Source organism: Lactococcus cremoris subsp. cremoris KW2, from assembly GCF_000468955.1.
GTDB lineage: Bacteria > Bacillota > Bacilli > Lactobacillales > Streptococcaceae > Lactococcus > Lactococcus cremoris.
Map to the genome: position 1 here is coordinate 1,232,634 of NC_022369.1, position 24,828 is coordinate 1,257,461.

Genomic DNA, 24,828 nt, shown 5'->3' on the forward strand with positions numbered 1-24,828 from the left:
AGATGACAATTATTAGCTTAAAAAATGTGAATCTTACTCGAAATAAAACAGAAATTCTCAAAAATATCACTTGGCAGGTTAATCAAGGGGAAAATTGGGTGATTCTGGGTTTAAATGGTTCTGGAAAATCAAGTTTGTTGAAATTAATTTTGGCCGAAGAATGGAAAAGCTCAGGCCAATTAAGAGTATTAGGGACTGAATTTGGTAAAGGAGAAATTCCAAAACTTAGAAAACGAATCAGTGTGGTTGGCTCATTTATCGCCGAGCGATTCCATTCAAATATCAAAGCCGAAAATCTAGTCTATACAGGTAAATTTAATTCAAGTATGCTCTATAAACCTTATAGAGACCAAGAACTCGACGAAGCCCGTAATCTTTTGATAAATATCGGAGCCGAAGCACTTATTGGTCGAACTTACGGGAGCCTTTCACAGGGAGAAAAACAAGTTTTACTTATTGCTAGAAGTCTAATTTTAAAGCCTGAACTATTGATCTTAGATGAAGCAACCAATGGTTTAGATTTATTTGCAAAAGAAAATTTATTAAAGCAACTTGAACAAATTAATAAATTAGAAAATGGGCCAACAATCATTTATATTACTCATCATCCTGATGAAATTTCTGATACTTTTACGCACCTTTTACTTTTAAGAGCAGGAGAAGTCGTTCAAGCAGGCAAAAAAGATGACTTATTAAATGAAAAAATACTGACAGATTTTTATCAAGAAAAGATTGAAATTCAACGAATTAAGCATAAGTATTTCATTATTCCGATGAATTTTTAAAAAGAAAGCAAAAGTATTTTATAGACTTTATTGAATATTCTGACAAATTATTGTATTTTCAATTTTTTAATGATAAAATAACTCTATAAAAATTTACGGGGAGGTCAAAAAGATAACATATGGAATTCAAATATAACGGAAAAGTTGAATCAATAGAGCTCAATAAGTATTCAAAAACATTGACACAAGACCCAACACAGCCAGCGACCCAAGCCATGTACTATGGCATTGGTTTTAAAGATGAGGACTTCAAAAAAGCTCAGGTCGGAATCGTCAGCATGGATTGGGACGGAAATCCCTGTAACATGCACTTGGGCACACTCGGTAGTAAAATCAAAAATTCTGTCAATCAAACTGACGGACTGATTGGACTTCAATTTCACACCATTGGGGTTTCTGATGGGATTGCCAACGGAAAACTTGGCATGAGATATTCCTTGGTCAGTCGTGAAGTTATTGCTGACAGCATTGAAACCAACGCTGGTGCCGAATATTACGATGCAATTGTCGCTGTTCCCGGTTGTGACAAAAATATGCCAGGCTCAATTATCGGTATGGCTCGGCTCAATCGTCCGTCAATTATGGTTTATGGTGGAACGATTGAACATGGCGAATACAAAGGCGAAAAGTTAAATATTATTTCGGCTTTTGAAGCGCTTGGACAAAAAATTACAGGAAATATTTCCGAAGAAGATTATCACGGCGTCATTTGTAATGCCATTCCGGGACAGGGTGCTTGTGGGGGCATGTATACAGCAAATACACTGGCTTCGGCAATTGAAACTTTGGGAATGAGTTTGCCTTATTCATCTTCAAATCCAGCGGTCAGTCAAGAAAAAGAAGACGAATGTGATGAAATTGGTCTGGCAATCAAAAATTTGCTAGAAAAAGACATCAAGCCAAGCGATATCATGACCAAGGAAGCTTTTGAAAATGCGATAACAATCGTCATGGTTCTCGGTGGTTCAACTAATGCTGTTCTGCACATTATTGCTATGGCTAATGCCATTGGTGTCGAAATTACGCAAGATGATTTTCAACGTATTTCCGATGTCACGCCTGTGCTTGGCGATTTCAAGCCAAGTGGCAAGTACATGATGGAAGATTTGCACAAAATTGGTGGCGTGCCTGCTGTTTTGAAATATTTGCTCAAAGAGGGCAAGCTTCACGGCGACTGTTTGACGGTTACTGGTAAAACTCTAGCTGAAAATGTTGAAACAGCACTGAATTTGGACTTTGACAGCCAAGACATTATGCGACCACTTGAAAATCCTATCAAAGCAACAGGTCATTTGCAAATTCTCTATGGCAATCTTGCTGAAGGTGGTTCTGTGGCAAAAATTTCTGGAAAAGAAGGGGAATTTTTCAAAGGAACAGCCCGTGTCTTTGATGGCGAACAACATTTTATTGACGGAATTGAGTCAGGTCGTTTGCACGCAGGAGATGTCGCTGTCATTCGTAATATCGGCCCAGTCGGAGGCCCAGGAATGCCAGAAATGTTAAAACCGACCTCAGCCTTGATTGGAGCAGGTCTTGGAAAATCTTGTGCTTTGATTACTGACGGACGTTTCTCTGGTGGCACACATGGCTTTGTGGTTGGCCACATTGTCCCCGAAGCGGTTGAGGGCGGATTGATTGGCTTGGTCGAAGATAATGATATTATCGAGATTGATGCGGTCAATAACAGCATTAGTTTGAAAGTTGCTGACGATGAGATTGCTAGACGTCGTGCCAATTATCAAAAACCTGCTCCTAAAGCAACGCGTGGGGTTCTTGCCAAATTTGCTAAACTCACGCGCCCAGCCAGTGAAGGCTGTGTGACTGATTTATAGAAAGGATTGCATGAAAAAAATAAAGTTAGAAAAACCAACTTCTGGCTCTCAGCTCGTCCTTGAAACTCTAAAAAATCTTGGAGTAGAGATTATATTTGGCTACCCCGGTGGAGCTATGCTCCCTTTATATGACGCGATTCATAGTTTTGAAGGAATTAAGCACATTTTAGCTCGTCATGAGCAAGGGGCGACTCATGAGGCTGAAGGTTACGCCAAATCTTCTGGAAAAGTTGGAGTGGTTGTGGTTACTTCTGGGCCGGGCGCAACTAATGCGGTGACGGGAATTGCTGATGCTTATCTTGATTCCGTTCCACTGCTCGTTTTTACTGGACAAGTCGGGCGTCAGTCTATCGGTAAGGACGCCTTTCAAGAAGCAGATACTGTTGGCATTACCGCACCCATCACAAAATATAATTATCAAATCAGAGATACAGCCGATATCCCAAGAATCGTGACCGAAGCCTATTACTTGGCCCAAACAGGGCGTCCCGGACCAGTAGAAATTGATTTGCCTAAGGATGTTTCAACACTTGAAGTCACTGAAATCAATGACCCAACAATAAACCTGCCCCATTACAGTCCTACTGAAACTGCAAACAATCATCAATTGAACGAATTACTGACGAAACTTTCTGTCAGTAAACGTCCAGTTCTTATTGCGGGTGGTGGCATTAATTATTCAGATTCTGTCAGTGAATTTCGTGAATTTGTTGAAAAATATCAAATCCCCGTGGTTTCAACTTTACTAGGTTTAGGAACTTTGCCGATTGATCACGAATTACAATTGGGTATGGCAGGAATGCATGGTTCTTATGCAGCCAATATGGCTCTGGTCAAAGCTGATTATATTATCAACTTTGGATCCCGTTTTGATGATCGAGTTGTTTCCAATCCATTAAAATTCGCTGAGAATGCAGTCGTTGCTCATATTGATATTGACGCTGCCGAACTTGGAAAAATCGTAAAAACAGATATTCCCATTCATTCAGATTTGAAAGATGCACTGACGAAACTTCTGGATTTTCCTAAAGTTGATACAGATTTTACTGACTGGGTTCAATTGGTCTCACAAAACAAGAAAAAAGTACCATTTGCTTACGAAACGCCACAAGATGAAATTCGTCCACAAGAAGCTATCGAATTAATTGGAAAATATACTGACGGAAACTCAATCATCGTTACTGACGTTGGACAGCACCAGATGTGGGCAGCGCAATATTATCCTTACAAAAACGCTCGTCAGCTGATTACGTCTGGCGGAATGGGAACAATGGGCTTTGGAATTCCAGCTGCAATTGGTGCCAAGCTTGCCAATCCTGATAAAAATGTCATCGTTTTTGTCGGAGATGGTGGTTTTCAAATGACCAATCAAGAACTGGCTTTACTTAATGGCTATGGCATTGCAATCAAAGTGGTGTTGATTAATAATCATTCGCTAGGAATGGTTCGTCAGTGGCAAGAATCTTTCTATGAGGAGCGCCGCTCACAATCCGTTTTTGATGCCGAACCCAATTTTCAATTATTGGCCGAGGCGTACGGAATCAAACACTTGAAGCTAGAAAATCCCAAGACTTTGGCTGAAGATTTGAAAATCATTACAAAAGATGAACCAATGCTTATCGAAATTGTCATTTCAAAATCTGAACATGTTTTGCCAATGATACCAGCAGGATTACATAATGACGAGATGATTGGTCTGACTTTTACTGAGGATAGGGAGGTGGACAATGCGTAGAATGATTATTGCAAAGCTTCATAATGTCACAGGAATCATGAATCGTTTTACGGCTGTACTCAACCGTAGGCAGGTAAATATCATCTCAATTACCGCTGGTGTGACTGAAAGTCAGGATTTAACTCATACCACTTTTGTCATTGAAGTAGACTATCTTAATGAGGTGGAACAAATTATCAAACAGTTAAATCGTTTAATAGATGTGATTGAGGTTGCTGACATTACTGATTTGCCTCATGTAGCTCGTGAAGTGGTTTTAATCAAAGTATCAGCTCCACCAACGATACGTGCAGAAATTTTTACAATGATTGAACCTTTTAGGGTAAATGTCGTTGATGTCAATCGTGAGAATGTCACCATTCAACTCACTGGTGACTCAGCAAAGATTGAAGCGCTCATTGATGTGGTCAGTCCTTATGGTATTCTCAACATGGCTCGGACAGGTAGCGCAGGTTTTGAGCGGGGCTAAATTTAATTAAGTTAACAAAAAAAATAGAAAAATAGAGGAAACAAAATGTCAGTTACAATGTATTATGAAGACGACGTAGAAGTAGCAGCACTTGCTGGAAAGCAAATTGCAGTAATCGGTTATGGTTCACAAGGACATGCTCATGCACAAAACTTGCGTGATTCTGGTCATAACGTTATCATTGGTGTCCGTCAGGGGAAATCTTTTGATAAAGCAAAAGAAGATGGTTTTGAAACATTTGAAGTAGGAGAAGCAGTAGCTAAAGCTGATGTCATTATGGTTCTGGCACCTGATGAACTTCAACAATCTATTTATGAAGAGGACATAAAACCAAATTTGAAAGCAGGTTCAACACTTGGTTTTGCCCATGGTTTCAATATTCATTTTGGCTATATTGAAGTCCCAGACGATGTTGATGTCTTCATGGTGGCACCAAAAGCACCTGGACATCTCGTTCGGCGGACTTTTACCGAAGGTTTCGGAACGCCAGCTTTGTTCGTTTCGCATCAAAATGCCACTGGTCATGCGCGTGAAATCGCTATGGACTGGGCGAAAGGCATTGGTTGTGCCCGTGTGGGAATTATCGAAACAACTTTCAAAGAAGAAACAGAAGAAGATTTGTTTGGCGAACAGGCCGTGCTTTGTGGCGGTTTGACAGCACTTGTTGAAGCTGGTTTTGAAACACTGACAGAAGCTGGATATGCTGGCGAATTGGCTTACTTTGAAGTGCTGCATGAAATGAAATTGATTGTTGACCTTATGTACGAAGGTGGTTTCACTAAAATGCGTCAGTCAATCTCAAACACTGCCGAATTTGGCGATTATGTGACTGGACCACGCATTATTACTGACGAAGTTAAAAAGAATATGAAACTCGTGTTGTCTGACATTCAATCAGGAAAATTTGCGCAAGATTTCGTTGATGATTTCAAAGCTGGACGTCCAAAATTAACTGCTTATCGTGAAGCAGCTAAAAATCTGGAAATTGAAAAAATCGGTGCAGAACTACGTAAAGCAATGCCATTTACACAATCTGGTGATGACGACGCCTTTAAAATTTATCAATAATTTATCTTTTTAACATAATAAAGAAAACATAAAACTACTTTATGGAGGAATAAGATAAATGATAAATGCCAAAGAGGTCGAAGAAGCCTATGATTTGTTAAAGCCAGTTGTCACTAAAACCCCTTTACAACTAGACCCTTATCTTTCCAACAAATATCAAGCAAATATTTATTTAAAAGAAGAAAACTTACAAAAGGTTCGTTCCTTTAAGTTGAGAGGCGCCTATTATTCTATCAGTAAATTAAGTGCTGACCAACGCTCTAAAGGTGTGGTTTGTGCCTCTGCGGGTAATCATGCACAAGGAGTAGCCTTTGCAGCCAATCAATTGAATATTTCTGCCACAATTTTCATGCCTGTCACCACCCCTAATCAAAAAGTTTCACAAGTTAAATTTTTTGGTGGTCATCATGTCATGATTCGGCTGATTGGCGACACTTTTGATGAGTCAGCAAAGGCAGCCAAAGAATTTTCGAAAGATAAAGGAAAACCATTCATAGACCCTTTTGACGATGAAAAGGTAATCGCTGGACAAGGGACAGTAGCTTTGGAAATATTTGCTCAAGGTCAAAAACTTGGGGTTAACTTTGATAAAATACTCGTCCAGATTGGCGGAGGGGGCTTAATTGCCGGAATCACTGCCTACAGTCACGAACACTATCCTGACACTGAAATCGTGGGAGTTGAAGCAAAAGGTGCACCGAGTATGAAAGCAGCTTACTTGGCGGGTCATCCAGTCACTTTAGAACATATTGATAAATTTGCTGACGGAATTGCTGTGGCAACTGTTGGCCAAAAAACTTATCAAATCATTAATGACAAAGTCAAGCAATTAATTGCTGTTGACGAAGGATTGATTTCACAGACCATTTTGGATTTATATTCTAAGTTAGGAATTGTCGCAGAGCCCGCTGGTGCAACCTCTGTTGCCGCACTTGAACTCGTCAAAGATGAGATAAAAGGCAAAAATATCGTCTGTATTATTAGTGGTGGAAATAACGACATCAGTCGAATGCAAGAAATTGAGGAAAAAGCTTTGGTTTATGAGGGCTTAAAACATTATTTCGTCATTAATTTTCCCCAAAGACCGGGAGCTCTACGGACTTTTGTCAGTAATATTTTAGGACCCAATGATGACATTACAAGATTTGAATATATAAAAAGGGTGGACAAAGGTAAAGGGCCTTGCCTTGTTGGTATTCTACTCGAAAATCCCAAAGACTACGACGCTTTGATTGAGCGAATTGAACAATTTGATAGCCGTTATGTAAATTTGCATGGAAATGAAAGTTTATATGAATTATTAGTTTAAGAGATAGTTCATACTAAATTGCTTTTATTTTCCCATTAATATTTTCTAGTCTGCGTTTCTTTTAAATCACTAGAAATTTGATATAATTTAATTAATAAATTATTTAAATTTAATGAGATAGAAAAGAGAAATATCATGTCAGAAATCACACAACTTTTTCAATATAATACCCTTGGGGCATTAATGGCCGGACTTTATGAGGGGACAATGACGATTGGTGAGCTCTTGAAACATGGTGACTTAGGAATTGGAACTTTAGATTCAATTGATGGAGAATTGATTGTCTTAGATGGTAAAGCTTATCAAGCTAAGGGAGATAAAACGATCGTCGAATTAACTGACGATATCAAAGTTCCTTATGCTGCAGTTGTTCCACATCAGGCAGAAGTTGTTTTCAAACAAAAATTTACTGTAAGCGATAAAGAATTAGAAGACCGAATTGAGGGCTATTTCGATGGTCAAAACTTATTCCGCTCAATCAAAATTACCGGTGAATTTCCAAAAATGCATGTACGAATGATTCCACGTGCTAAATCAGGAACAAAATTTGTAGAAGTTTCACAAAACCAACCAGAATATACCGAAGAAAATGTCAAAGGAACAATTGTCGGAATTTGGACTCCTGAAATGTTCCATGGTGTCAGCGTTGCTGGTTATCATCTTCATTTTATTAGTGAAGATTTCACTTTTGGTGGACATGTTCTTGATTTTATTATTGATAATGGGACTGTTGAAATTGGAGCAATTGACCAATTGAATCAATCATTCCCTGTTCAAGATCGCAAATTTTTATTTGCCGACCTTGACATTGAGGCTTTGAAAAAAGATATTGACGTAGCTGAATGATAATTGCTTAAATTTCTTTAGCTACAAAGGAGAAATTTAATGAACATTATTGCAACACCCAATGCTCCCGCAGCGATTGGCCCTTACGTTCAAGGGAAAATAGTAAATGGCTTACTTTACGCCTCTGGACAAATTCCTTTGAATCCTCTTGATGGAGAAATCGTCGGTGATACAATCGAACTTCAAACTGAACAAGTGATGAAAAACATTGCCGCAATTTTGAAAGAGGCTCATTCAGATTTTGATTCCGTTATTAAAACAACTTGTTTTTTAAAGAACATCGAAGATTTTTCCAAGTTTAACGCGATATATTCAAAATTCTTTGATAAAAACTTTCCAGCTCGCTCCGCTGTAGGAGTTGCTGGATTGCCCAAAGAAGTTCTCATTGAAATCGAATTTATCGCTGAGATTAAGTCCTAACGTAATAGCATATTAACTATAAAAATTACTGACAAAAAAGCTGTCAGTAATTTTTTTTAGTTACAATTAAATATTTTTATCGTATAGAAAGATATAAGCAAATTTAAAAGTGACTGACTCATCCTGTCAGTAATATTGGAGGTAGATATGATTACAAATTTTGATTTATTTCGTTGGAAAAAAGCAGGAATGACCAATCTTGGTGTAAATAAGCTCTTAAAATTTTTCCGCAAATATGATAGAAAAATAAGCTTACGACAAATGGGACAAGTGGCTCAAGTCAAATCAATCCCTAACTTTATCGAACAATATAAAAATCAAGATGTAAAAAAACTAAGAGCAGACTATAAAAAATTCTCCTCCTTTTCTATTCTTGATGACCTTTATCCCGAGCGCCTAAGAGAAATCTATAATCCACCTGTCTTAATTTTTTATCAGGGAAATATTGATTTATTAAAAAATCCTAAACTTGCCTTTGTTGGAAGCCGCCTAGCAGGTCAATCAGGGATAAAATCTGTCCAAAAAATTGTGACAGAATTGAATCAATCCTTTACAATAGTAAGCGGGCTTGCTAAAGGGATTGACACAGCCAGCCATCTGTCAGCAATTAAAACTAAAACACCAACAATTGCTGTTATTGGTACAGGATTGGATATTTTCTATCCACTAGAAAATCGTAAAATACAGGAATATCTAGCAAAATATCAATTAGTTTTAAGTGAATATTCATTAGGCGAAAAACCACTTAAATACCACTTCCCAGAGCGCAATCGAATTATTGCTGGTCTTTCACGAGGAGTTGTTGTCGTGGAAGCAAAATTAAGAAGTGGCAGTTTAATCACCTGTGAAAGGGCACTGGAAGAAGGAAGAGATATCTTTGCCATCCCTGGAAATATTGCAGATGGAACATCTGATGGCTGTAATCATCTTATTCAACAAGGAGCAAAACTTGTTTATCAAGCTCAAGATATTTTAGAAGAATATTTGTACAATTAAAAAATAGCTATAAGCCCTTAAATATAATGCTCTTAGCGGTGTTTTATTATCTCAATTAATAACAAGTTTTACTATAAGAAAACTAAATAGCTTGACATATTGAAGAAAAGCATTTATTATGGGAGAGTGAATTTAATGTAGGAAGTCAGTAATTTAGACCAAACATTAGTTCAATTTCCACTTTCTAATCACTAAATCCTCTATGAACTGTATAACATTTTATAGATAGTGGATATTTAAAAATAGATAAATAGGAATATTAATTATGCCAACTTCAACTAAAACTAGTACAAAGAAAAAAACAACACGAAAGAAAGTGACTCCTGGGAAAAATCTCGTAATTGTCGAATCCCCTGCTAAGGCCAAAACAATTGAAAAATATCTTGGACGAAACTATAAAGTTGTTGCTTCTGTCGGTCATATTCGTGATTTAAAAAAATCAACGATGTCTGTTGATATCGAGAATGATTATGAACCACAATATATCAATATTCGAGGTAAGGCACCTCTAATCAACTCACTCAAAAAAGAAGCCAAAGCTGCCAAAGCTGTCTATCTCGCGAGTGACCCGGACCGTGAAGGAGAAGCAATTTCATGGCACTTAGCTCATATCTTGAATCTTCCACTCGAAGAAAAAAACCGTGTGGTCTTCAACGAAATTACTAAAGACGCCGTGAAAAACGCCTTTAAGGAACCACGTCAAATTGATGTAGATTTGGTTGATGCCCAACAAGCACGTCGCGTTCTTGACCGCCTAGTTGGATATTCAATCAGTCCAATTCTTTGGAAAAAGGTCAAAAAAGGACTTTCTGCGGGTCGAGTTCAATCGATTGCTTTAAAATTAATCGTTGACCGTGAAAATGAAATTAATGCCTTTATCCCAGAAGAATACTGGTCAATTGATGGGGAATTCAAAAAAGGAACCAAGAAATTTAAAGCTTCATTTTGGGGAATTGATGGAAAAAAACATCCATTAAAAAATAATGAAGATGTTATTAAAGTGATGGAGCGTTTAGACGGTCCTGATTTCAATGTCGATAAAGTTGAAAAGAAAGAACGTCGCAGAAATTCACCACTCCCTTATACAACAAGTTCAATGCAGCAAGATGCGGCAAATAAGCTTAACTTTCGTACCCGTAAAACAATGATGGTTGCCCAACAGCTTTATGAAGGACTGACACTCGGAAGTCAAGGACATCAAGGTCTGATTACCTATATGCGTACCGACTCAACACGTATTTCGCCAGTCGCACAAAGTGCAGCTCATAGCTATATTGCGGAACAATTTGGCGAAAAGTACAGCAAGCACGGTTCAAAAGTTAAGAATGCCTCTGGTGCTCAAGACGCCCACGAAGCCATTCGACCTTCAGATGTCTTTAATACACCTGAGTCCATTGCTAAATATTTGGACAAAGACCAATTAAAACTCTATACACTTATTTGGAATCGTTTTGTTGCTAGCCAAATGGTTGCAGCCATTTTTGATACTGTGAAAGTGAACCTTTCACAAAATGGTGTCATTTTTATCGCCAATGGTTCACAGGTCAAATTCGATGGTTATCTTAGAATCTACAACGACTCCGATAAATCAAATATGCTTCCAGAAATGGAAGAAAACGAGACAGTGAAAAAAGCAAATGTTAAACCAGAACAACACTTCACACAACCACCGGCTCGATATTCTGAAGCAACACTCATTAAAACATTAGAAGAAAACGGTGTAGGCCGTCCCTCAACCTATGCTCCAACCTTAGAAACAATTCAAAAACGCTATTATGTAAGATTATCAGCAAAACGATTTGAACCTACGGAACTTGGAGAAATCGTTAACAAGTTGATTGTTGAATTTTTCCCTAACATTGTTAATACCGAATTCACTGCCGAAATGGAAAAAGATCTTGATCAGGTTGAAGAAGGAAAACGCCAATGGATTGAGGTTGTTGACCAATTCTACAAACCTTTTGCTAAAGAACTTGAAAATGCTGAAGAAGGTATGGAGAAGATTCAAATCAAGGATGAACCCGCTGGTTTTGATTGTGATGTGTGTGGAAGTCCAATGGTCATTAAATTAGGACGTTTTGGTAAGTTTTATGCTTGTAGTAACTTCCCAGATTGCCGAAATACCAAGGCTATCGTGAAAGAAATTGGCGTAAAATGTCCACTTTGTCATGAAGGAAATATCATTGAACGTAAAACTAAGAAAAATAGAATTTTCTATGGTTGTGACCGCTATCCTGAATGTGAATTTACAAGCTGGGACAAACCAATTGGACGTGATTGTCCTAAATCTGGTCATTTTCTCGTTGAAAAGAAAGTTCGTGGTGGTGGTAAACAAGTCGTGTGTTCAAATGACGAGTGTGACTATCAAGAAGAAAAACAAAAATAAAAGGCGCAATAGCGCTTTTTTATTATATTAATCAATGGTAAAATTCAATAAAATTAGATATAATTGGGACTATGAGAAAAACACATATTAATGTTATCGGAGCAGGCCTTGCCGGCTCTGAAGCCGCTTATCAAATTGCTAAACGCGGTATCCCAGTAAAACTTTACGAAATGCGCGGTCTTAAACAGACCCCTCAACATAAAACAGACAAATTTGCTGAACTTGTTTGTTCAAATTCTCTTCGTGGAGCCGCAATAACCAACGCGGTTGGGCTTCTCAAAGAAGAAATGAGAAGACTCGACTCAGTAATTATTAAAGCTGCTGAATACACTCAAGTTCCTGCCGGTGGAGCTCTAGCCGTGGACAGAGAAGGTTTTTCTGATTTTGTTACTAAAGAAGTATCTAATCACCCATTAGTTGAGGTTATTCGTGAAGAAATCACTGAAATTCCTCAAGATGAATTGACGATTATTGCAACCGGTCCCTTAACTTCTGACAGCTTAGCAAATAAAATCCGTGAATTTAATGGCGCTGATGGTTTTTACTTTTATGATGCGGCAGCTCCAATCATTGATGCTAATTCGATAAACTTTGATAAAGTTTATAAAAAATCACGTTATGACAAGGGTGAAGCCGATTATATTAACTGTCCAATGACTAAAGAAGAATTTCAAGCTTTTCAAGAAGCCTTGATTTCTGCAGAAGAAGCTCCTCTCAATTCTTTTGAGGATTTAAAAGTCTTTGAAGGCTGTATGCCCATTGAAGAAATGGCTAAACGTGGCTATAAAACAATGCTGTTTGGTCCCATGAAACCTGTTGGACTGGAATACCCAGATGAATACAAAGGTCCTAGAGATGGCGAATTTAGAACACCTTATGCAGTTGTTCAACTTCGCCAAGATAATGCCTCCGCCTCTTTATATAATATTGTCGGATTTCAAACTCACTTAAAGTGGGGAGAACAAAAACGAGTTTTTCAAATGATTCCAGGACTCGAAAATGCTGAATTCGTTCGCTACGGTGTAATGCATCGAAATTCTTATATGGATTCCCCTAATCTTCTTAAACAAACATTTCAATCACGTAAACAAGAAAATCTCTTTTTTGCTGGGCAAATGACAGGAGTAGAAGGATATGTTGAATCGGCTGCCTCTGGCTTAGTTGCTGGGATCAATGCGGCTAAACTTTTTAATGATGAAGAAGTGGTGATTTTCCCTAAAACAACTGCAATTGGAAGCCTCCCTTACTATATTACCCATACTGATAGCAAACATTTCCAACCGATGAATGTCACTTTTGGAATTGTTGAGGAGTTAGATGGTCCACGGATTCGTGATAAGAAAGAACGCTATACAAAAGTTGCTGAACGTTCGTTAAATACTTTAACAGATATCATCTCAAAAGAGAATTTAGCATAGTATATAAAAAAAACGCTTGAAGCTTATCAAGCGCTTTTTTATATATTACTTTAAAGACTATCTAAGGCATTTTTTTGCTCCTCATTAATGATATGCGTATAGAGGTCGGTTACCTGAGTTGAAGCATGACCTAGCTGATTACTCACCAACACCTGAGAATTTGTCTGAGCGTAAAGCCGAGTTGCAAGAGTATGTCTTAGTTTGTGAGGTGTTACCCTAACTTTAAAAGCTTGTGAATATTTAGCGACTAACTTTTCAACACTAGACGGATCGATTCGACTGGCTATATCACGATAAAGAGTGACAAAAAATGCAGTATCTTTGGCAGTTGTTTTATAACGTTGACTGCGCACCTCTAAATAGCGCTCAAAATAAGTTTTGGCAAAAGGAGCAAAAGGAACAGCATCCCTTTTACCTCCCTTACGAGTAACTTCAACAATCATAGTGTTAAGATTTAAATCTCTTAAATCAACATTAACTGCCTCAGATAAACGAATACCAGAAGCTAAAATAAGGGCAATAATTGCTAAATCCCGTTCTTTATTTTTGAAAAAACTAGAGCGGGCTCGATTTGATAATGTTTTCTCATATTCACTATCAATATAATCAAGGAAACCCTGAGTTTCATCTCCTAAAAATAATTTTCCTTTGATATTTTCAGCACGAGAAGCTAAAGTTTCAGATTTTTTCTTCGTTTGTACTTTTTTCATAACATTACGATAGAAGTAAGGCTCACCATCTTCATTTTCAACCTCCTCAGTAAGGTATTTATAAAGACTAGAAAGAGCTGATAAAGTACGATTAATCGTCGTTTGGCTAACCCCATAGCGTGTAGAATGGGTATTTAAGCGTGGCCTTTCCCTAAGATAGAGAATAAACGACTCCAAATCTCGTTTAGTTAAGTTTTCCAGAACAGAGAGTGAAACGTCAGTTATTTTATCAACATCAGCAACCCCCGAGTCCACCAACCAGCTAAAAAAGCGTTCATATTCTTTTAAATATTCATAAAGTGTATTTAAACTATAAGGAATAGTAAGTTTAGATTGATAATATTCAAGAACATAAGGAGGCATAACATGCTTTAGTTTTTCAATATTTTGTATTAATTGTTCACGTTTCATAGATTAAGTATACCAGAAGAGATATCCAATTGTCAAGAAAATTACAGTTTTTCGGAAAGATGTTACTTAAAACATATAGGAGTTCTGTGTCATACCTTTTCAAAAGGTTTCTTAAACCTTGCTATTATAAGGTTTTTTTGACACATTGCTCTCCTGCTTTTTGTTTTAATTATCTTTTCGGAAAAATTTTTCAAGAAAGTTTTTTACATATAAACGAAACAGTTAATTAAAAAAAGAGAGATTCCGATCTCCCAACATAAAAATTCATCACATGAGGTCCGACATCAACGATTTATATCCTTTGTGGGTCCATTTGCTGTCAATGGCCGTCTTCCATCACCTTTACATAGTCTAATGGTTTGTAGGTGATCCGGGTTCCTTCCGGTAACGATTATGTTTGTCAGTTCCATTAATATGGGAATACTTGAATGGTTTACTGATTCCCCTCTGTCATTTGAATACGTTATTTGATTATATCAAAAATTGCTTGGTAAATAAATTTCAGATAGTTTGTGAATTTTAAAACTTATTTAAGCACCCATATGTTGAGGAATTCCCTGAAAATGTATCTTAATTTCTTGCTTTATTTTAATCAATAGTAATTATATGATAATCTATAAACTAATATATCCAAATCCCTTTTAGTAAATATACTAATGAATCGATAAAAAAATAAATACCAATACCTAATACGAATAGTGAGATTATTATTCTAGTGATATTGCTTAATTTTTTTCTTCGGTTATTTTTATCTAAATACCTACTTACTACTTTAATCAATTTTTCATAGACATTAAATATTAATGATACTACTAAAGTATATAAAGGAATCTGACCTAATAACATCCAAATTGTCAAACACAATATTGTTAATAATATATTCCCTTCTTTTGCGCTTAGTGCAACTACCGCCCAAAAAGTCGGATCTGACATAGCCCAAAATCCAAAAATAAAACCTGCAAGTGGCATACTTCTTTTGGCAAATTGCATAAATTTTGATTCTTTCTTGTCGTCTTCTCTTTCTTTATTTCCTTTCAGAAAAGTCGTTCTTATAAACCAAGCCACACATACAATGGATATCAAAAAACCTGTGAATACGTAAGCCATGTCTGGAATATGATTCATTATATTTGTAAAGTAATCCAAGCCAATACTGGCACCGTATGAAAATATTAATCCAAAAATGACCGTAGAAAGTAGGGCCATTAAAGCAAATAAATATATTTGTTTTTTCTTTGTTCCCTTTGCCAATGCAGCCATTATAAGGATTGCTCCCATTGGATCAAATCCGCCGAATCCTAACAAAATTGATGATAGTATTAGTTTCATATCTCATTGCCTCCATGCATCATTTTCTGTAATAACAATCTCTTAAATTTTTTTAAATTCACTAGGTTTGCATGTCTTGCTGCAGCCTATCGTTAAAAAGTATAGAAAGATAACAAAGTCAGTCCGTATCCTAAGCTCTTGTTCAACACAAGCATATTCTAGCAAATAGAAATGATAATTACCAGTAATCAAGCAAATTATAATAAGAAGCTAATAAAACTACGACTTTTTGATAAGCATAATCACTAATCATTGGTCTAAACCATGGTGAGTCAACTTATTGATGTTTATTTTAATTGCTTTCTCCGCTCCTTTTAGTGCCACATTTTTACCAAATGAGCAGTTTAGACAAATGAAAAAGCCCCCAATGGGCTTTTTATTGTTTCTGTAGTTGCAAAACTTGAGCATTATTAATTTCTTTAAAAAGTTTATTACTAGTTTCTTTAGAAATCATATCAGATTTTGCTTGATTTAGTACAAATTGGTATTCAAGTTGAAATGCCTCAATGAGTAATTCATTTGGAATAATTGTATCTTCTTGAATGTCATTACGGATACGATAGTGTCTGTTTTCTAAAATGTGTTTAACTTCCTCAATATCACTAAAATCAATAGTTTTATTTTCTAAGCGTTCTTTTTCTAATTCACTCAGTCTTTGCATTGTTTTCTGGTAAAGAATATCTTCTAACCTACTTAAGTCATTTCTTAATAGAGTAAATTCTTCCATCTCGACTGAATCTGTTCTTCTACCCCGTCCTCTTTTTGAAAATAATCGTCTTATTCTCTTGCTAGTTGAGTGCTTACTAATATTTTCCAGATAAATCCTAAAATAATCAACAATTGTGGGTGAAAATTGTGTTTTTATAGTCGGTGTATCAAGAAGTGTTTCTTGCCAAGTTATAATGTCATCCATTAGCTTACTACTCTTGTTATGATCAGGAATTTGTAATCCTTTTTGTGATTGCAACTGTTTAGTGAGGCTACTACGCACTTTACTATCTTCAATCTCTTGTGCCATATGTAAAATTGCATAATCAACCATCTCATTACGGACTTGGTTGATATCGTCAGAACTTTCTACACCAAGTGCGGGTAATAATTTTGGAAGAATGAGTGTCGGTACAATGAGACTCAAAAGAATGACAATAGCAGCCATTGTAATAATAATTTCTCGGTTCTCATTACTCAAGATATTAGTATTTAAAGGCAAGGAGAAAGCCATTGCTAATGTCATTGTTCCATGCGCTCCTGATAAAGCAAAGATTGTCGAATCACTATTACGTTCTCTTTTGTCATTAGAGAAAAAATGTTCTATTGAACGATTTCCCTTTTTATTAGTCCAAAATTTTCTGATAAACAACATGAGTAAGTAAACCAGAATGCTTATTAAAAAGAGTACGATTGATTCTTGCCACCCAAGTGACTTAAAGATATCCCAAATACCAAATAAACTCACTCCCAAGAGAATAAAAACAAAGTTATTAAGAATATCACTTAAAATTTCCCAGATTGTATTATTGGTTAGTTGAACATTCGTTGAAGTCAGCTTTAGCATATCCCCTTCAAAATTATGAATTAATCCTGCAGCAACCACTGCTAAAACACCAGAAGTCCCAAAATGTTCTGCTAGCAAATAAATGAAAAACGGAGTCAGGATTGAAATAGGAATTATTGTAGCTTCTGGGCGAGTCGCCCGAAGATTAATTGCCGTCCTAATTCTTACCAATAGAGCACCAACGACCAAGCCAATAATTATGCCACCAATTGAGACAAAGACAAAACGTCCAAGTCCTTCCCAAATACTAAAATGTCCACTCTCTAAAACAGATAATCCCAAACTCAGTAATACCAATCCGGTCGCATCATTAAATAAAGACTCAAATTCAACTGCTTCATTGACTCCTTGAGGCATTTTCTTTCCTGAGATAATTGATTTTACTGCAACCGCATCTGTTGGAGTTACAATTGCCGCAAAACATATAGCTAAAGCAAAGACCCAACTGCCCATTATATTATTTGTCAACATTGCTACCAAAAGTACAGTAACTACTGCTAAAGTGATAGATAAAAAAAATATTCCTCTAAAATTTTTTCGAACTTTTTTTAATGACGTTTTACTTCCTTCATAAAACATCAATGGAGCAATAATCAACATCATGAAAAACTCTGGTTCTAATTCAAAGTGCTGAAATTCAGGTAAAAAGCCTAACACAATACCTACACCTATTAAAATAAAGGTTTCAGACACTTTTGGAAAAAATTCTTTGATTACATTTGCACCGATAACGCCAATCATCATCACAGCAACAAAACTAATAGCTGACATAAACCACCATTTCCTATTTTTTATACTCTTTTAGTATAACATGTTCAAGATTGAGTTTCCAAGACTAATATTAAAAGATATGAAATATAGCGATAATTTGTAGTTTGCTTATTTCATTAAGAAATTATATTATCTTAATGAAATAAACATTTAATATATTTTAGATTAATTTTAAATAAGATTCTCCTTGACCTTTTATACTTTAAGGTTTATAATGAAAGCGAAACAAAGGAGTATAAAAATATGAAAAAGAAAATCGCTATTACTACATTGGCTTTGACAACAATACTTGCAAGTGCTGCAAGTTATAAAGCTCATGCTGATGTCCAAAATCCCTCTTCAAACCTCCCTGTTTATCGTCTGTATAACATACATTCTGGTGAGCACTTCTACACAACAAGTAGCTTTGAAAAAAATAGCTTGGTTGTTTCTGGTTGGGCTTATGAAGGAACTGGTTGGACCGCACCTTCAACTGGACAAGCTGTTTATCGCTTATATAATCCTAATGTTACTGGTGGTGACCATTACTATACCGAGAGTGTTTACGAATCAAATAGTCTGGTAAAACAAGGTTGGAAATTGGACAATCAAGGTAAAGCTGTTTTCTATTCTGGTGGTAATGTAAATAACTATGTTGCCTATAACCCAAATGCAAAATCTGGTGCCCACAACTATACGACCAGTCTCTTTGAACAAAATAGTCTTCTTAATGCTGGATGGACTTACGGAAATATTGCATGGAAAGTTGCTGGTCAAGGACAAAGCGTTACCCCAATGAACTTAAAACAAATGCTTCAAGGTGACTACTCATCTGTCCAAGGTACTTGGAGAAACTCTGAAGGTGAAACCTTGACTTTTAAGGGAAATAAAGTAACTGGTTCGGTTGATATAACTCAAGAAGGCGTTAAAGAGGTAACGCTTAATGCTGGTAAGCTTTATAATAATACAGTAATGGCTATTTCTGAACCAAAAACTCATTTTGATGCAAGAATTTTCTTATTTGCGGCTAAAAATACAAGTCCTAGTGATTATAAGGATAATACAGATAAAACAAGAGACCGTCTATTTATCGAAACAAATGGCGGAAATGCTTACTTTGAAGAAGTTACTGAAAAAGCCTTTTATCGAATCAATTAATAAAGCTGAGGGGATTTCACTTAAAGAACCGCTTGAAATTACAAAAGCACTATCAATTTGATAGTGCTTTTGTTTATTCTAGTTTTTCTATGCAAGTTTAAAAAATTAATAATCAAGTAGGCTATCATGATATTCAATATTCAAAAGTTCATTTTCAACTGATGAAAATCTTTCAAACCAATTTTTACTTTCGAAAAGCTTGATTTTCTCGTATTCTATTGGATAATAATCTCTTTTTAAAAACTGTGATAAATCATCGATAGAATCTTCTCCTAATATAAAAATATTGTCTGGATGATAGAATAGGTAATGTTTGATTGCTTTATTGGTAGTGACCAATTTTTTCTTAAAAAAGATAGATTCCATTGTTCGCAAGGTCAGTCCAGTCTGATTTTCTTGCATGATTTCAAGGATACCATTACTTTTTACTAAAAACTCAAGAAATTTCGGATATGGTAGATATCCTTCATTTTTATAACCTTTTTCCCCATTTATAATGTAAAGTAATATTGAAACATCTAGATTTGCACATTTATCTAAAATAGCATCTGCAAGCTTACCTCTTCCTTTATCATTACCACCAAAAAATAAATCGTAATCTGGCAGTTGCGAAGGGAGTTGTACACAAGGGGTATAAAAAGTGGAATTGTGATATAGTTCGTATTTCTTAGCTTCAATTGGGTCAAAACTATAATAGGAATCGATCAACCCAATTTTTCTTGAAGCCTCTAATAAGTTTAAATATTTTTGAGTCAAGTGATTCCAGAAAAAAAGTATCATTTTAGCTTGAGTAAATTCTTTGATAACACTTGGATAATTGACCTTAAATCCTGAATCTAAAAATATGATAAGTTGATAATGGAATAATCTTTTTCTTCCAATCTCATTTTTTGTTAAGTGTACTAACCGACGACCTGAAATTACATCAATGCCTTTTAAGCTATCAAAAAAATAAAGATGTGCATTTTTAGCCACTAAGAGTGTATTACTATAGAAATTATCATTCATTTTGTAACTCCTTTCAACTTAGTATAAACTTATTGTATGATTAAATGTCTGAATATTCAAAAATATCGTCTTATAAAAAATACAAAACATTCAATTATCTGATTTAATAAAATAAAAAAAGCACCCTTTATAAGAGATGCTTTAAGTTTTGCTCTGATTAATCAATTAGTGCTGTTCGTTTTACTTCATCAATATTTTTAGTGCCAGCTAATTGCATTGTGATACTTAATTCTTTATTTAAATGTTCAAAAACTGATTGAACTCCCTTAGCACCACCCAAGTTAAGACCATATAAAACTGGACGCCCAATAGCAATGATGTCAGCTCCTTGAGCCAAGGCCTTAAAGACATGTTCTCCACGACGAACCCCACTATCAAAAATAAGAGGAACACGATGATTAACACTCTTAGCCACAAGTGGCAAAACATCAATTGAGGCAGGACCACCATCTAATTGTCGTCCGCCATGATTTGAAACCCATATACCATCTGCACCAGCCTTAATAGCATCGTCTGCATCAATAGGAGACTGAATACCTTTAACAATTACAGGGAGTTTGGTTATCTCTTTAATTTTTTTAATATCTTCCAAAACAAGCCCTTGTTTTGCGGCTGCATAAATCTCACTTATTCCTTTTCCTGTTCCATCACTTTCGGAAAAAGCAGCTAAATTTGGCATTGGTAGAGGAAATTGGAAATGATTAACAATATCTTCTTCTCTATAACCACCTAGAGTTGAATCAGCTGTCAAAATAATTGCTTTAACTCCTGCAGCAACAGCTTTTTTCAACAAAAATTCATTAAATTTATCATCTTTACTCATATACAATTGGAAAAATTGCGGAGCTCCTGGTGCAGCTTTGGCTGCATCTTCTACAGAAGTGCTCCCATAAGTACTGATAGAAAAAATTGAACCAACTTCTGCCATTGCTTTTGCGGTCGCAACTTCGCCTTCTTCATGTGCAAGTCCTTGAGCAGCAACAGGTGCTTGGATAATCGGTGTAGACAAATCAATTCCAAATAGTGATGTACTTAAATCAGCAGAATCAATCCCTCTTAAAACTCGAGGCATTATTTGTTTTTTATTAAATGCTGATGTATTTTCACCCATTGTCCATTCATCTTCTGCACCACCTCGTATATAACCAAATGCTCCTTTATTCCCAGCAGATTCCATGCTTTCTTTCACTTTACCTTCAAGTGATTTGATGTTTACAATTTCAATAGCCTTGTTTTCAGTACTTGTTTGATAAGTCATTTTATATCTCCTATTTTCTTAAAGTTTACATCTGTAGATGATAAATATATTATACATCTTATTTCAAAAAAATACACAAATACAGGATTTTATTTTATTATTTTTTTTAAAGACTAATTTTGAAATTTGTAAATCATCTCTGAAATGATAATTTGCTCCCATTATGCTTAATAGTAATCACAGTTTTAGTTTTTATTTAACTAATATCTGCTTTATTCCTGATTCAAAAGATGTTACAGGAAAACTTGGAAATCGCTTTTTAAATTTATCAGAATTAAAAAGATTGTCAAATTCATACCGTGGAAGTAACTCCAACAATTCTTTGGCATTTTTGTTGAATAAGCTGCCTACCTTAAATTTCCATAATTTAATAATGGAGTAAGATAATTTTTCGTTTTCTATTTTGTCAGCAATATTAATCATTTCTTTGTAGGTAAGGCTCCTATCACAAGGCAAATGCCAGGTTTGTCCGTATGCATCATCAGTATTACCAACAAGTGCCATTGCACGGCTTGCATCAGGAGTCCAAATTAAGGTTCTGAGAGTGCTATCACTAATAGGAATTTTTAATTTTCGCTTAGCTTTGATATTGCTGAAAATCATTGTATTGGTAATACTTTGGTTTTTTTCTGGTCCGTAGAATTCAGGTGCTCGACAGACAACTGCCTTCAATTCATTAGCTTCCATCTCTTTAATAATCTTATCAGCTAACTGAGCTCTTACAAGTGATTTTTTACCACTTGGACTAAAAATTGTATTTTCATATTGAATAGCTGAAGTTTTAGGATACATATAAGTATTATCAAAAAAAACTAGCTTACTTCGGTGAATTTTACAAGCCTCAATAACATTATCTAAAATCTTTGAAAATTGCTTCATCCACATTTCCGAATCCATAGGTAATCCTACGGTAAAATAGACTATATCACTTCCAGAAATTGCATTATTCGTTTCATTAAAATCTAATAAATCAGCCGAAACTAATTCATCACTATCATGTATTTTCTGAGGTTTTCGACTAACTAATCGAATTTCTTTTGTATAGTTTTCATATAATTCTTTTGCGAGCTCATGGCCAATTTGGCCGTTACTTCCTAAAATTGTTTGCATTATATCAGCTCCTTTATAAGTATTTTAGCAACAGTTCGTACTGAAAATGGATTTTGACCAGTTATTATATTTCCATCTTTAAGAGCATAATCTTTGTAAAAACGTTTTTTAGTCCAGATTGCCCCATGTTTTTCTGCTACTTTTTGATTTAAAAAAGGAACAACAGTTCTCTTGCCAGCAATTCTTTCCTCAGCAGTTGTGAACCCTGTAATTTTTTTCCCAGAAATAAGATATTTTCCATTTTCATCTTTGATATTTAAGAGCCCAGCAATCCCATGACAAACCGAAGTTAGATAGCCTCCATCATTGTAAATGACTCTAGCAATGGCCTGAATTTTTTCATTATCTGGAAAATCCCACATCACGCCATGACCGCCAGTGAAATAAATAGCCACATAATCTTTTGGATTAATATCCTCTGGCCTCATCGTATTTCTAATTGCTTTGTCAGCAAAATCTGAGGAATCATAAATGTTCCAAATTGAGGAATCTATATATTTCATACTTCGAGGATCTAACGGAACTAGGCCACCTTTTGGGCTGATAACATCATAATCTATATTGCACTTTTGAAGCTCATCGATAAACTCGGCGCTTTCACCTAACCATAATCCCGTTGCTTCGTCAGTTCCTTTGTATCTGTTAACATTTGTTTCTACAATTAATACTTTTTTCATTATTTTTCTTTCATATTCATGATTTTTGAAACTTCTGCTAAAAAGTTCTGTAATTTGACAATCTCAGAGCTATTATGGTCCAGATAATAATAATTCTTAGTTCCTTCTGAACGATAATTTACTATTTTTGCTTGCTTTAAAATTTTCAAATGATGTGAAATTGCGGGGCGAGACAATCCGGTTTCTTCAATTAATTCACCAACTTGAATTCCTTTGCAATCCATCTCTTCTAAAAGTCTAATGATAATTGCTTGTCTTTTTTCATCTCCCAAAGCAATTAAGAAATCGCTAACTTCTGTCAGTTCTTTTTTTAAATATTTATAATCTGTCATGGTACATCCTTCATTCGTCAGTAATGGTTTATATTTTTAAACCATTAAACCATTATTTTTATCATTAGTCAATTATTAATAACTACATGTCAATATTTTTTTCAAAATAATAAAAAAATAGCCTTTTAAGACTATTTTTCATACTGATAATTGTAGATTTTATTAGTTAAGCTCTTTATGTTTTCTGTTATAAAGTACACTAGATAAAAATGATGCTCCTATGAGAATTGCTCCAATCAATCCTGTAATAATTTCAGGAATCTCGACATTAATTGATATTAACAATAAAACAGATAAAACTAAAATTGCCCAATGTGCACCATGATCTAAATAAACAAAGTCATTCAAAGTTCCTTTTTCTACTAAATAAACTGTTAGTGATCTTACAAACATTGCACCAATCAATCCCAAACCTAACATAATGACAATCGGATCTGAGGTAATGGCAAAAGCGCCAATGGCACCATCAAAACTAAATGAAGCATCTATCATTTCAAGATAGAGGAATAGTACGAAGGCTTGTTTTCCTGTCGCAAGAACAGTTTGAGCAATTAGTGGTTCGTCATTTTCTATTTCTTCTGCCACCTCAGCCAAGGTCCCATGATGCTCCATCAAACTTCCTAAACCTTCAACGGCCATATAGAGCACCATTCCAGCTGCACCTGCGAAAAAAATCAAATATGATTGACTACTTACCCATTTTGAAATTCCCATCATGACTATTAAAACAATCATTGACGTTGCCATTGGAAATTTTCCGATTCTAAAAAGGAGTTTCTCAGGAATTACAATCCAATGATAATCATTCTCATCAAAAAAGAAATTTAAAGCTAGCATCAATAAAAATGCTCCCCCAAATGCCGCAATCATTGGATGGGCATGTTGAAGAATATAGCCATAAGTACCTATAGTCTCTGGATCACCTTTTTCCATTGCTAAGTGCAATGCTTCCAAAGGACTCAACTGAGCAGAAATAGAAACAACTGCCAACGGGAAAATAAAACGCATTCCAAGTACAGCAATAAGCATTCCTACAGTTAGGAAAATATTACGCCAACGATGACTCATTCGTTCAAGGATACGTGCATTTACGATTGCGTTGTCAAATGATAAAGAAACCTCCATAATTCCTAAAATAGTTGCCAAAACAAGTGCATCCACTCCGCCATAAACTACGGCAATAATCAATGCAATAATTGTTACAATAATCGATTCTCTAAAATATTTCAAAATTCCCCTCCACGGGCTTATAAATTAATTGTTCTT

21 protein-coding genes are annotated in these 24,828 nt (G+C 35.5%); 12 read left to right on the forward strand and 9 right to left on the reverse strand.

Annotated elements, in window-relative coordinates; translation table 11 throughout:
* The first annotated feature begins 2 nt into the window (after window positions 1-2).
* The 11 genes from KW2_RS05900 (at window position 3) to trmFO (ending at window position 13,264) form a co-directional block, all read left to right on the forward strand.
* The gene (locus KW2_RS05900; RefSeq protein WP_021037260.1) at window positions 3-785 is read left to right on the forward strand and encodes an ABC transporter ATP-binding protein; all 783 of its coding nucleotides are present in this window, start codon (window positions 3-5) and stop codon (window positions 783-785) included.
* A gap of 119 nt (window positions 786-904) precedes the next feature.
* On the forward strand, window positions 905-2,617 hold the full coding sequence (gene ilvD / locus KW2_RS05905) for a dihydroxy-acid dehydratase (RefSeq protein WP_021037261.1): 1,713 nt from the start codon (window positions 905-907) through the stop codon (window positions 2,615-2,617).
* A gap of 10 nt (window positions 2,618-2,627) precedes the next feature.
* On the forward strand, window positions 2,628-4,352 hold the full coding sequence (locus KW2_RS05910) for an acetolactate synthase large subunit (RefSeq protein WP_021037262.1): 1,725 nt from the start codon (window positions 2,628-2,630) through the stop codon (window positions 4,350-4,352).
* Window positions 4,345-4,821, forward strand: a complete 477-nt coding sequence (gene ilvN, locus KW2_RS05915) for an acetolactate synthase small subunit (RefSeq protein WP_021037263.1) — start codon at window positions 4,345-4,347, stop codon at window positions 4,819-4,821. The genes KW2_RS05910 and ilvN overlap by 8 nt, the downstream gene beginning before the upstream one ends.
* A 45-nt stretch (window positions 4,822-4,866) precedes the next feature.
* Complete coding sequence (gene ilvC, locus KW2_RS05920; protein WP_021037264.1) at window positions 4,867-5,889, forward strand: ketol-acid reductoisomerase; 1,023 nt, start codon at window positions 4,867-4,869, stop codon at window positions 5,887-5,889.
* Between the two features lie 58 nt (window positions 5,890-5,947).
* A complete protein-coding gene (gene ilvA, locus KW2_RS05925; RefSeq protein ID WP_021037265.1) occupies window positions 5,948-7,198 on the forward strand; it encodes a threonine ammonia-lyase IlvA in 1,251 nt (416 codons plus the stop codon).
* A 135-nt stretch (window positions 7,199-7,333) separates the two neighbouring features.
* Window positions 7,334-8,044, forward strand: a complete 711-nt coding sequence (budA, locus tag KW2_RS05930) for an acetolactate decarboxylase (RefSeq protein WP_021037266.1) — start codon at window positions 7,334-7,336, stop codon at window positions 8,042-8,044.
* A 39-nt stretch (window positions 8,045-8,083) separates the two neighbouring features.
* Window positions 8,084-8,464: a RidA family protein gene (locus KW2_RS05935; protein ID WP_021037267.1), complete on the forward strand. Its 381-nt coding sequence runs from the start codon at window positions 8,084-8,086 to the stop codon at window positions 8,462-8,464.
* A gap of 147 nt (window positions 8,465-8,611) precedes the next feature.
* On the forward strand, window positions 8,612-9,460 hold the full coding sequence (gene dprA, locus KW2_RS05940) for a DNA-processing protein DprA (RefSeq protein ID WP_021037268.1): 849 nt from the start codon (window positions 8,612-8,614) through the stop codon (window positions 9,458-9,460).
* Between the two features lie 265 nt (window positions 9,461-9,725).
* A complete protein-coding gene (gene topA, locus KW2_RS05945; RefSeq protein ID WP_021037269.1) occupies window positions 9,726-11,846 on the forward strand; it encodes a type I DNA topoisomerase in 2,121 nt (706 codons plus the stop codon).
* A gap of 71 nt (window positions 11,847-11,917) precedes the next feature.
* Entirely contained in the window at window positions 11,918-13,264 is a 1,347-nt protein-coding gene (trmFO, locus tag KW2_RS05950) for a methylenetetrahydrofolate--tRNA-(uracil(54)-C(5))-methyltransferase (FADH(2)-oxidizing) TrmFO (protein WP_021037270.1), read from the forward strand.
* A 50-nt stretch (window positions 13,265-13,314) separates the two neighbouring features.
* Here trmFO and xerS read toward each other — a convergent pair whose 3' ends face one another.
* The 3 genes from xerS to KW2_RS05965 all read right to left on the reverse strand — a co-directional run bounded on the left by xerS (window position 13,315) and on the right by KW2_RS05965 (window position 18,040).
* On the reverse strand, window positions 13,315-14,385 hold the full coding sequence (xerS, locus tag KW2_RS05955) for a tyrosine recombinase XerS (protein ID WP_011835149.1): 1,071 nt from the start codon (window positions 14,383-14,385) through the stop codon (window positions 13,315-13,317).
* Window positions 14,386-15,006: 621 nt separating this feature from the next.
* A complete protein-coding gene (locus KW2_RS05960) occupies window positions 15,007-15,714 on the reverse strand; it encodes a hypothetical protein (RefSeq protein ID WP_021037271.1) in 708 nt (235 codons plus the stop codon).
* 376 nt (window positions 15,715-16,090) lie between these two features.
* Window positions 16,091-18,040: a cation:proton antiporter gene (locus KW2_RS05965; protein ID WP_021037272.1), complete on the reverse strand. Its 1,950-nt coding sequence runs from the start codon at window positions 18,038-18,040 to the stop codon at window positions 16,091-16,093.
* Window positions 18,041-18,283: 243 nt separating this feature from the next.
* On the opposite strand from KW2_RS05965, the gene KW2_RS11780 reads away from it, so the two are divergent.
* The gene (locus KW2_RS11780) at window positions 18,284-19,177 is read left to right on the forward strand and encodes a DUF6287 domain-containing protein (RefSeq protein WP_021037273.1); all 894 of its coding nucleotides are present in this window, start codon (window positions 18,284-18,286) and stop codon (window positions 19,175-19,177) included.
* A gap of 105 nt (window positions 19,178-19,282) precedes the next feature.
* Here the strand turns inward: KW2_RS11780 and KW2_RS05975 are convergent, their stop codons facing one another.
* The 6 genes from KW2_RS05975 to KW2_RS06000 all read right to left on the reverse strand — a co-directional run bounded on the left by KW2_RS05975 (window position 19,283) and on the right by KW2_RS06000 (window position 24,792).
* Window positions 19,283-20,185, reverse strand: coding sequence for a WaaS/CpsH family glycosyltransferase (locus KW2_RS05975; protein ID WP_021037274.1), 903 nt, complete (start codon window positions 20,183-20,185; stop codon window positions 19,283-19,285).
* Between the two features lie 157 nt (window positions 20,186-20,342).
* Complete coding sequence (locus KW2_RS05980; protein ID WP_021037275.1) at window positions 20,343-21,443, reverse strand: lactate oxidase; 1,101 nt, start codon at window positions 21,441-21,443, stop codon at window positions 20,343-20,345.
* 192 nt (window positions 21,444-21,635) lie between these two features.
* Entirely contained in the window at window positions 21,636-22,553 is a 918-nt protein-coding gene (locus KW2_RS05985) for an NAD-dependent epimerase/dehydratase family protein (RefSeq protein WP_021037276.1), read from the reverse strand.
* Window positions 22,553-23,230, reverse strand: coding sequence for a type 1 glutamine amidotransferase domain-containing protein (locus KW2_RS05990; protein ID WP_021037277.1), 678 nt, complete (start codon window positions 23,228-23,230; stop codon window positions 22,553-22,555). The genes KW2_RS05985 and KW2_RS05990 overlap by 1 nt, the downstream gene beginning before the upstream one ends.
* Window positions 23,230-23,562 (reverse strand): ArsR/SmtB family transcription factor, encoded by a 333-nt coding sequence (locus KW2_RS05995; protein WP_021037278.1) that lies wholly within the window; start codon window positions 23,560-23,562, stop codon window positions 23,230-23,232. The genes KW2_RS05990 and KW2_RS05995 overlap by 1 nt, the downstream gene beginning before the upstream one ends.
* Before the next feature lie 162 nt (window positions 23,563-23,724).
* Window positions 23,725-24,792 (reverse strand): DUF475 domain-containing protein, encoded by a 1,068-nt coding sequence (locus KW2_RS06000; RefSeq protein ID WP_021037279.1) that lies wholly within the window; start codon window positions 24,790-24,792, stop codon window positions 23,725-23,727.
* Between the last annotated feature and the right edge of the window lie 36 nt (window positions 24,793-24,828).

What these genes read in the sequence shown, in the direction of transcription:
- KW2_RS05900 (WP_021037260.1), top strand. Translation starts at nt 3, where the DNA reads ATGACAATTATTAGCTTAAAAAATGTGAATCTTACTCGAAATAAAACA.
- ilvD (WP_021037261.1), top strand. Translation starts at nt 905, where the DNA reads ATGGAATTCAAATATAACGGAAAAGTTGAATCAATAGAGCTCAATAAG.
- KW2_RS05910 (WP_021037262.1), top strand. Translation starts at nt 2,628, where the DNA reads ATGAAAAAAATAAAGTTAGAAAAACCAACTTCTGGCTCTCAGCTCGTC.
- ilvN (WP_021037263.1), top strand. Translation starts at nt 4,345, where the DNA reads ATGCGTAGAATGATTATTGCAAAGCTTCATAATGTCACAGGAATCATG.
- ilvC (WP_021037264.1), top strand. Translation starts at nt 4,867, where the DNA reads ATGTCAGTTACAATGTATTATGAAGACGACGTAGAAGTAGCAGCACTT.
- ilvA (WP_021037265.1), top strand. Translation starts at nt 5,948, where the DNA reads ATGATAAATGCCAAAGAGGTCGAAGAAGCCTATGATTTGTTAAAGCCA.
- budA (WP_021037266.1), top strand. Translation starts at nt 7,334, where the DNA reads ATGTCAGAAATCACACAACTTTTTCAATATAATACCCTTGGGGCATTA.
- KW2_RS05935 (WP_021037267.1), top strand. Translation starts at nt 8,084, where the DNA reads ATGAACATTATTGCAACACCCAATGCTCCCGCAGCGATTGGCCCTTAC.
- dprA (WP_021037268.1), top strand. Translation starts at nt 8,612, where the DNA reads ATGATTACAAATTTTGATTTATTTCGTTGGAAAAAAGCAGGAATGACC.
- topA (WP_021037269.1), top strand. Translation starts at nt 9,726, where the DNA reads ATGCCAACTTCAACTAAAACTAGTACAAAGAAAAAAACAACACGAAAG.
- trmFO (WP_021037270.1), top strand. Translation starts at nt 11,918, where the DNA reads ATGAGAAAAACACATATTAATGTTATCGGAGCAGGCCTTGCCGGCTCT.
- xerS (WP_011835149.1), bottom strand. Translation starts at nt 14,385, where the DNA reads ATGAAACGTGAACAATTAATACAAAATATTGAAAAACTAAAGCATGTT.
- KW2_RS05960 (WP_021037271.1), bottom strand. Translation starts at nt 15,714, where the DNA reads ATGAAACTAATACTATCATCAATTTTGTTAGGATTCGGCGGATTTGAT.
- KW2_RS05965 (WP_021037272.1), bottom strand. Translation starts at nt 18,040, where the DNA reads ATGTCAGCTATTAGTTTTGTTGCTGTGATGATGATTGGCGTTATCGGT.
- KW2_RS11780 (WP_021037273.1), top strand. Translation starts at nt 18,284, where the DNA reads ATGAAAAAGAAAATCGCTATTACTACATTGGCTTTGACAACAATACTT.
- KW2_RS05975 (WP_021037274.1), bottom strand. Translation starts at nt 20,185, where the DNA reads ATGAATGATAATTTCTATAGTAATACACTCTTAGTGGCTAAAAATGCA.
- KW2_RS05980 (WP_021037275.1), bottom strand. Translation starts at nt 21,443, where the DNA reads ATGACTTATCAAACAAGTACTGAAAACAAGGCTATTGAAATTGTAAAC.
- KW2_RS05985 (WP_021037276.1), bottom strand. Translation starts at nt 22,553, where the DNA reads ATGCAAACAATTTTAGGAAGTAACGGCCAAATTGGCCATGAGCTCGCA.
- KW2_RS05990 (WP_021037277.1), bottom strand. Translation starts at nt 23,230, where the DNA reads ATGAAAAAAGTATTAATTGTAGAAACAAATGTTAACAGATACAAAGGA.
- KW2_RS05995 (WP_021037278.1), bottom strand. Translation starts at nt 23,562, where the DNA reads ATGACAGATTATAAATATTTAAAAAAAGAACTGACAGAAGTTAGCGAT.